The following is a 2,340-nucleotide window of genomic DNA, read 5'->3' on the forward strand; positions in this document are numbered from 1 at the left end:
GCCCCGCCCCCACCCCCAGGGTGTGGCCGCCTACCGTTCCATGCTGGGGCACGCCCTCGCGGACGGGAAGATCGTCGGCGACGAGGCGCAGCGGCTGGCCCTGCTCGCCACCCGGGCCGGGTTCACCCGGTCCACGGTGCGCCGGGTGCACGAGCAGGTGCTCCTGGAGGCGCGCGCCCGCGCCGAGGCCGACGGGCGGGTCACCTCCACCGAACTCAGGGAGTTGGAGAAGGCCGCCAGGAACCTGGGCGCGGGACACGTCATCCAGGACCTGCTCTACGTCGCCGACCAGGAGAAGGCGCGCAGGAACGGCCCGCTCAAGGGCTGGCGGGTCGTGCCCGCGGGGGAGGACGGGTCGGTGAACGCGGTCGTGGACTTCGCGGTGTCCCACGGCGCGACGGTCGGGGTCAACGTCACCAAGACGGTGCGGCTGGTCATCGCCGAACCGGGAACGGACGACGCGAAGGTCCGCAAGGCCCGGGACGCGGACATCCGGGTGGCGACCCCCGCCGAGGCCTGGGACCTGTTGAAGGCGGCCGTCGACAAGGCGGAGCGCGGCCTGTTCGACGACGGGACCGGGGTGATGGTCGCCGCCCAGCTCCGCGCCGAGCAGCGGGAGGATGCGGACAGGAAGCCCTGGCAGGCGTTCTGGCGTCCCCGGGAGCTGTCGGACCGGCAGTACCACGAACAGTTCGTGGCGCCCTTCGAACGCCGTGTCCGTGCCGCGTCACACGAGCGCCGATCGGACCGGGGACCCCACAGGATCAACGCCCGCATCACCGTGGAGCCGCAGAAGAAGAGCGGCGGCTGCGCTGGCGCGGCGCTGCTCTTCGCGGCCACGGTCTCGGGGGCGGCCACCGCGGCCGCTCAGTTCTGGCCGTTCTAGCGGGGGGACCACGGGTCCACCGGTTCACCGTGCACCGGACCGGACCAGCCCGGGCGGGGAGAGGAGGCCAGGAGCTCAGACGGGGCGTCCACCGAACGGGGCGCGCTCCGTCCGACAGCAGAAAAAGGATACTCCGGTGTTCTCATCGCCGGGCGGACCCTCTCGTCCGGGGGCCGCGGAATGTGTTTCGCTCGTTTCCTCGCTGGTGGGGGCGGGCTCTTTCGGGGTGCCCGAGTTATTGGAGGCACCGTTGTAACGAATGTGTCGACCTGTGGATCCGGTCCTTTTCCCCTTGCTAGGGTGCGCTGACCGGGTTGCCGTAGAAGGGCCGTTATGGAATTCGACGAGAAGGTTTCCGCGCTCAGTGCCAAGGTGCAGAAGCAGCGTGATATGACCCAGACCGAGGAGGCGGCCAAGAACGCCTTCGTCATGCCCTTCATCGCGACCGTCCTCGGATACGACGTCTTCGATCCGCGCGAGGTGGTGCCCGAGTTCACCGCGGACGTCGGCATGAAGAAGGGCGAGAAGGTCGACTACGCCATCATGCGCGACAACGAAGTGCAGATGCTCATCGAGTGCAAGAAGGCGAACGGTGAGTTGCGGATCGAGCACGCCTCGCAGCTCTACCGCTACTTCTCCGTCACCAACGCGCGGATCGCGGTCCTCACCAACGGCGTGGAATACCAGTTCTACACCGACCTCGAAGCGCCCAACCGCATGGACTCCAAGCCGTTCATGGTGCTCGACCTCGGCGACGTGGACGAGACACTTCTTCCCGAACTCCACAAGCTGACGAAGGCCTCCTTCGACCTGACCTCGGTCATCGACGCTGCGGAGAAGCTCAAGTACCTCGGGGCGATCAAACGCGCTCTGGCCGACCAGTTCCAGGATCCCGAGGACGAGTGGGTCAAGTTCTTCGCCAGCCGCGTCTACGACAAGTCCTTCACCAAGCGGGCCCGCGAACAGTTCACGCCGCTCGTCAAGGAGGCCGCCTCCGCCTTCCTCGACGACCAGGTCAACGTCCGGCTGAAGAAGGCGCTGGAGTCCACGCGTCCCCAGCAGGAGGAGACGGCGCCGGTCAGCGGCGAGGAGGTCGCGGAGGAGGACCTGGAACGCGGTAGCGGCATCGAGACCACCCTGGAGGAACTGGAGGGCTACCAGGTCGTCAAGGCGATCGCGTGCAGCGAGGTCAAGCCGCAGCGGGTCACGCAACGGGACTCCAAGAGCTATTTCGCCGTCCTGCTGGACGACAACAACCGGAAGCCGATCGCGCGCCTGCACTTCAACGCCAGGTCGAAGAAGTACCTCGGCACCTTCGACGCCGACAAGAACGAGACCCGGCACCCCCTGGGGTCGATCGACGAGATCTACCTCCACGCGGAGAGGATCCGCGAGGCGGTGCGCAACTACCTCGTCTGAGGTCCGGGCGGTCCGGCGGCCGTCCGGACCTCAGA

General features: G+C 67.8%; 1 protein-coding gene and 1 pseudogene. Both read left to right on the plus strand.

Annotated elements, in window-relative coordinates; all coding sequences use genetic code 11:
- Nucleotides 1-886: pseudogene (locus DQW06_RS27780) on the plus strand (3'-5' exonuclease); the annotation flags it as partial.
- Between the two features lie 333 nt (nt 887-1,219).
- Nucleotides 1,220-2,305, plus strand: coding sequence for a type I restriction endonuclease (locus DQW06_RS27785; protein WP_071622342.1), 1,086 nt, complete (start codon nt 1,220-1,222; stop codon nt 2,303-2,305).
- Nucleotides 2,306-2,340 lie beyond the last annotated feature (35 nt).

The organism is Nocardiopsis sp. TNDT3 (assembly GCF_003427465.1).
In the GTDB taxonomy this organism is placed as follows: domain Bacteria; phylum Actinomycetota; class Actinomycetes; order Streptosporangiales; family Streptosporangiaceae; genus Nocardiopsis; species Nocardiopsis dassonvillei.

Coding starts and splice junctions, on each gene's coding strand:
- DQW06_RS27785 (WP_071622342.1), top strand. CDS start 1,220: ATGGAATTCGACGAGAAGGTTTCCGCGCTCAGTGCCAAGGTGCAGAAG.